Origin of the sequence: Ensifer sp. Root1252 (genome assembly GCF_001425885.1) — a bacterium.
In the GTDB taxonomy this organism is placed as follows: Bacteria; Pseudomonadota; Alphaproteobacteria; order Rhizobiales; family Rhizobiaceae; genus Ensifer; species Ensifer canadensis.
The window spans coordinates 1-5370 of the sequence record NZ_LMDT01000046.1; the positions used below are offsets into that span (position 1 = coordinate 1).

General features: G+C 61.1%; 5 protein-coding genes, 1 pseudogene and 1 riboswitch. All 6 genes and pseudogenes read right to left on the reverse strand.

Annotated elements, in window-relative coordinates; all coding sequences use genetic code 11:
• Positions 1 to 310 precede the first annotated feature (310 nt).
• A complete protein-coding gene (thiD, locus tag ASD02_RS31795) occupies positions 311 to 1117 on the reverse strand; it encodes a bifunctional hydroxymethylpyrimidine kinase/phosphomethylpyrimidine kinase (RefSeq protein WP_057220195.1) in 807 nt (268 codons plus the stop codon).
• Positions 1114 to 1776, reverse strand: a complete 663-nt coding sequence (gene thiE / locus ASD02_RS31800) for a thiamine phosphate synthase (protein WP_057220196.1) — start codon at positions 1774 to 1776, stop codon at positions 1114 to 1116. Before thiE ends, thiD begins: the two co-directional genes overlap by 4 nt.
• The gene (locus ASD02_RS31805) at positions 1763 to 2503 is read right to left on the reverse strand and encodes a hydroxyethylthiazole kinase (RefSeq protein ID WP_057220197.1); all 741 of its coding nucleotides are present in this window, start codon (positions 2501 to 2503) and stop codon (positions 1763 to 1765) included. The genes thiE and ASD02_RS31805 overlap by 14 nt, the downstream gene beginning before the upstream one ends.
• Positions 2500 to 3444 carry an ABC transporter substrate-binding protein gene (locus tag ASD02_RS31810; protein WP_057220364.1) on the reverse strand — a complete coding sequence of 315 codons (945 nt, stop codon included), beginning with the start codon at positions 3442 to 3444 and terminating at the stop codon, positions 2500 to 2502. The genes ASD02_RS31805 and ASD02_RS31810 overlap by 4 nt, the downstream gene beginning before the upstream one ends.
• A gap of 35 nt (positions 3445 to 3479) precedes the next feature.
• Positions 3480 to 4223 carry an ABC transporter permease gene (locus tag ASD02_RS31815; RefSeq protein WP_057220198.1) on the reverse strand — a complete coding sequence of 248 codons (744 nt, stop codon included), beginning with the start codon at positions 4221 to 4223 and terminating at the stop codon, positions 3480 to 3482.
• 141 nt (positions 4224 to 4364) lie between these two features.
• Positions 4365 to 4467, reverse strand: a riboswitch (TPP riboswitch).
• 599 nt (positions 4468 to 5066) lie between these two features.
• Positions 5067 to 5370 (reverse strand): annotated as a pseudogene (locus tag ASD02_RS31820) (3-deoxy-8-phosphooctulonate synthase); the annotation flags it as partial.

A 5370-nucleotide genomic window follows, 5' to 3' on the forward strand; every position in this document is an offset into this window, starting at 1 on the left:
AACACCCATGGCGCAAAGATCCAATGGATGTTCACAACCGAAAATGCCCGCCAAAAGCTCCGCAAAGCCTACCCCGTCAAAGAGTCATAATCTCTGTGGCGCGGTACTAGTGGTCGAGGCAAGCGGCAACCCGACTGAGACAAGTGCGACCAGCAACGAACTTGCTGCTTCCTCTGCACCAGTAAAACCGCTTGCCGCCGCATATCGGAGTACAACCGAAAGCGCGACGGTCCCGAGCAGGAGCGCAAGCAGAAACGCTCCGGCAAGCTCGAGCGTCCGTTCCAGCCGTAACGAAAACGCCTGCGCCGCGCTAGCGAGCATTGGACCACCAGCGATGGAAATGATGGACCGGCCCCCGCCCCTGTCCGACCTTGAGATCGCCAGCGGCAACGATGGCGCCGTGCAGATAATCCTTGGCTGCGATCACGGCGTCTGCAAGCGACAATCCGTGTGCCAGGCCGGCCGCGATGGCCGCCGATAGAGTGCACCCCGTGCCATGATCGTTCGTCGTTTCGATGCGGGGTGCCGTCAGCCGTACGGGTTCTCCACCGTCGAAAAAGACATCCGTCGCTTCAGGGCCATGCCCGTGTCCACCCTTCATCAGCACCGAACGCGCACCGGCCTTCAGAATAAACTCGGCCTGGCGGCCCATCTCGGCCTCGTCCGTCGCGATCGCGCGCCCGGTCAGCAATGCCGCCTCCGGCAGGTTGGGCGTGGCGATCAGCGCCAGAGGCAGCAGTTGGTCGCTCAACGCAGCAATAGCACCCGGGCGTAGCAGCGCGTCGCCAGATGTGGCGACCATCACAGGATCGAGCACGGCCATCTTGCCGTATCGGCGGAGTCCGTCGGCTATGATCGCGATCGTCTCGCCGCAGGACACCATGCCGATCTTTACCGCGCCAACGGCGAGATCCAAAAACACCGCATCGATCTGTGCTTCGACCATTGCCGGCGAGATATCCTCGACCGCCGTGACACCTCTGGTGTTCTGCGCCGTGATCGCGGTGATAACGCTCGCGCCATAGGCGCCGAGAGCCGAAAAGGTCTTGAGGTCTGCCTGGATGCCCGCCCCGCCACCGGAATCCGAGCCCGCAATGGTGACTGCAATGGCGGTCATCGCGAAGCCTCCGCAAGAGCCTTCTCGACACAAGCGCGCAATTCGTATGTGGCCGCCGCCGGATCCACAGCGGCGAAGATTGTGGAAATGACTGCGACACCGTCCGCTCCGGCGGCAACGACCTCCGCAGCGCGCTGCGCAGTGATACTGACAATGGCGCCAACCGGCAGATCCGGCTTGGCCGCCAGAAGCGCGGCACGAAGTCTGGCGAACCCCTCGGGGCCAACTGGCGGATCGGGATTGTGCTTCGACAGCGTCTCATAGACCCCGCCGATACAGGCATAATTGATAGGCGAGGCAATCGCCACCTGTGCGTCCGCTTCATTCTTCACCGTCAGACCGATAATCGCGGTACCGCCCATGATCGAGCGCACCGTTGTCGCATCCATGTCGTCCCGGCCGAGATGGACGCCGGCGGCGCCTGCTGCAATCGCCAAATCGACACGATCGTTGACCACGAAGGGTACACCGGTACCGGCAAGCGCGGCGCAAATCGCCCGTGCCTGTTCGATCATCTCCCGTGTCGAGCTCGTTTTGTCGCGATACTGGATCAACGTCGCGCCGTTCAGCGCGGCGATGCGTGCCAGATCAGCCAAACTCGCCTTGTCGCCAAGGCGGGCATCGACGAGGGCATTCAGGCGATAATCAACTTTCGGCATGGGAGATCCTGGCATTGAAAATAATATCTTCGGAGCGCAGCGCTGCGAGCGCATCACGGAAGAGAGCTTCGAAGGTACCGGGCCCACTCGAACGCTCCGCAGCGATCTCGGCGGCGATGCCGCTCGTCAGAAGTGCACCCGTGGCGGCCTTCAGGCGATACGGCTCGACCGCCATGAAAGCTGCGATCAAGGCGCCGGAGAGGCACCCGGTACCCGTGACCTGCGCCATGAGGGGGTGGCCGTTCTCAACCCAGAACGTATGTAGATCCAGTGTGAGTTCATCGACTGCCCCGGTCTTGATCTTCAGCGCGCCATTGACCTCCCCGAAAAGGTCCATCTCGCTGGCGTTGCCGCGAACAACGGAAGGGCCGCCTGCGATGAGTTCCCGGGCGAAGACAAGCCGCGACGGCGAATAGTCGCAATGCACGGGATCGACGATCCACGGCTTGTCGGCATCGCGCGCAACCGCCGCTGTCAAACGGATCGCCCTCCGGCGCTCTTCATCGAGCGTACCGAGATTGACGACGAGCGCATCGGCGCGGCGGGCAAAAGCCTCGACCTCCTCCGGTGTCGATGTCATCGAGGGGATCGCACCCAGAGCCGCCAACCCATCGGCTACGAACTTCTGCACCACCGTGTTCATCAGGCAATGCACCCGCGGGCGCTGCTCCCGCACAAGCGCCAGCGATGCAGCAGCATTTTCGACGAAGTCCGATGGACCCGTCATCGAATTTCCACCGCGATATCGTCGACAGCAGGTGCCTTACCGATCAAGCCACTTTCGGCGAGAAACGCCCCAAACCGCTCGTATCGACCACGATCGAGCGCCGCCGGCCTTTTGGCGAAGCGCGGCAGCGTGTCCGTAAACGCCTTGCGGTTGAGTTCGTCGTCGAGGTTCGGGTAAGCCTTGACAAACAGCTTCCAGGCTTCATCCGGATGATTGGTGAGGAAAATCGCACCCTGCTCCACTGCGGCCAGGAAGGGCCGCAAGCGTTTGTCGGCCACCTTTGCCTTGTCGGTGACGAAGACGAGTTCGTCATAAACGGGCACGCCATGCTCTTCTGGGAAGAAGGACCGGCCCTCATGCCCCTCGAGCCGCATCTGCGTCAGTTCAAAATTCCGGAAGCCGCCGATCGTTGCATCGACCTTGCCTGCGATCAGCGACGGAGACAGGGCGAAGTTGACGTTGACGAGTTCGACGTCTTCCTTCTTGAGACCGGCCGAGGCCAGCATCCGGCCGAGCATTGCATCCTCGAAACCGGAGACGGAAAAGCCGATCGTCTTGCCCTTCAAGTCGGCAAGGTTGCGGATCGGACCGTCGTCAAGGACGGTGACGGTGTTGAGCGGCGTCTCGACCAGGGTGCCGATGCGAACCAGAGGCAGGCCTGCAGCATGGTCAAGGTACAGGTTCGGCTGATAATGCACGCCGATATCCGCCTGCCCCGCTGCAACGAGACGCGGCACGCTTGAAGGATCGGCGGGCGGAACCAACTCAACATCGAGCCCCGCCATTTGGAACAGGCCGAGCTCCTTGGCGACGACGATCGGCGCATGGTCGGGATTGACGAACCACTCCAGCATCACCGTCAGTTTTTCGGCGGCCGTTACTGAGCCGGCTGAAAAGATGACGCCGAGAGCGAGGCTGGCGGTAAGCAGAAATTTGCGGATCATGATGTTATGAACGCTCCAATTGATCTCAGAATTCAGGTTTCGCGCGCCCAGTGCGCGAGTGGACGGGTTGCCTCATCGACCAGCAGCCTGAGGGCGACGGCAAGCACAGCAAGAATGGCCATCGCAGCGAAGACGACATCGGTCTGCATGCGGGCATTTGCCTGGACGATAACGAAGCCGAGGCCGGCCGAAGCGCCTACCCACTCGCCAACGACGGCGCCGAGCGGTGCCAAGGGGGCAGCAACGCGCAGGCCGGTGACCAGCCCCGGCAACGCCAGCGGCAGTCGCACGAGCCTTAGCGCCTGCCAGTGGCTCGCCTGGGTCAGCGCGACGGCATCGAGGATCTGCGTATCGGTGCGACGCAGACCGTCCGAGAACGCAGAGACAACGGGAAAGAAGATGATGATGGTCGCCATCACGATCTTCGAGGCCATGCCGAAGCCGAACCACAGCACCAGCAAAGGTGCGATGACGAAAACGGGAAACGCCTGGAGAACAAGCACGAATGGCCAGACGAGCTTGCCGATGCGCGGAAAAGCTGCCAGCCCGATAGCCGTCGCAACACCGAAAATCGTTCCGGCCGCAAGACCAGCCAGCATTTCGGCGATCGTCACGAGACTCTGTTCAAACAGAAATCGCGGCTGCCGTGCAAAGACGGCCAGCACCTCGACCGGTGTGGGCAATAGATAGCGCGGTAACGCGAACACAACCACCGCCGCCTGCCAGAGAGCAGCAAGCACAACAAGGCTGCGAACAAATGTGAACGCCAGGCGCATCGCCGGTCAGCCGATGCAGCGGTCCGGACGACATGCAAACCCGCCATCCGGCGGCAACTTGGCAAAAGACAGCATCGATCGATCTCCAGACAAAATATCACGGAGACCCAGGTGAAAGCGAAGACGCGATTAGTTTGCCGAAACCGGCTCTTTTCCCGTTCCTACGCCGGCATGACCCGGATCAGGTTCAAGGGTCCGGCTCACCGCCATCTCAGCACTGTCGAGTGCTCCCCTCGGAATGAAGGAGGTATGGTTTGTGAATTGAATGATGTCAATAGCAAAGACTGAAGTTGAGTTGTGCCACATCTCGCCCCGTGCGTGGGTATATGTCCACAGCATGAGCGTATAGATTCTATTGTTGCGGCAAATCGACATACTCAATCGTTGCCCATCGGGGGCAAGTTATAGAGAAGTCGAGTCCGCCTAGAACGAAGCCGCATTCATCTCAGCCGCAAGCCGATTGCTGCGAGATGCACACATACGAGGAACCATTCTGCGCATCGACCGCAACGGGCTGCACGCGGCGGAAGTGTCTGATTTGCTGAAGCAGCGTTCGATGGCGGTTGCGCAGCGTGAAGACGGCTTAGTCGTGTGGGAGCGAAACCGCGCGGGAGCGGGTCGACGTGATCATCCCTCGGCATTCATGTGGTGATCGTCTGCGTAAGCCATTGTTGCCGTAGGTTTTGCCGGCGAGTAGGCTACGGCTCAGAAACGTTCGAGGAGGGCTTTGCGGTTAAAAATGTCGCCAATGCCAGCACGAAGCGTCGCTAAGTATCCTAACTAAACCTAGCTGGTGCCTACCTAGCGACGGATTTTTCCAGGAAAGCGGCCACTTATGAGGGATCAGGCCGTTCCCGCGATGTAGTTCGATTTTTTTGTTACCGCATCGAAGGCCAGCAGCTTTTCGAGCAGCCGTGGCATGTCCTTCAGATGCACCATGTTGGGGCCATCGGAAGGCGCATTGTCGGGATCTTCGTGGGTTTCGACGAACAGGCCGGCGATGCCGACGGCAACGGCCGCACGCGACAGCGTTTCGACGAACTCGCGCTGACCGCCGGTCGAACCGCCCTGCCCGCCCGGCTGCTGCACCGAGTGGGTGGCGTCAAAGACGACGGGCGCGCCGAGCGAGGCCATGATCGGCAGCGAG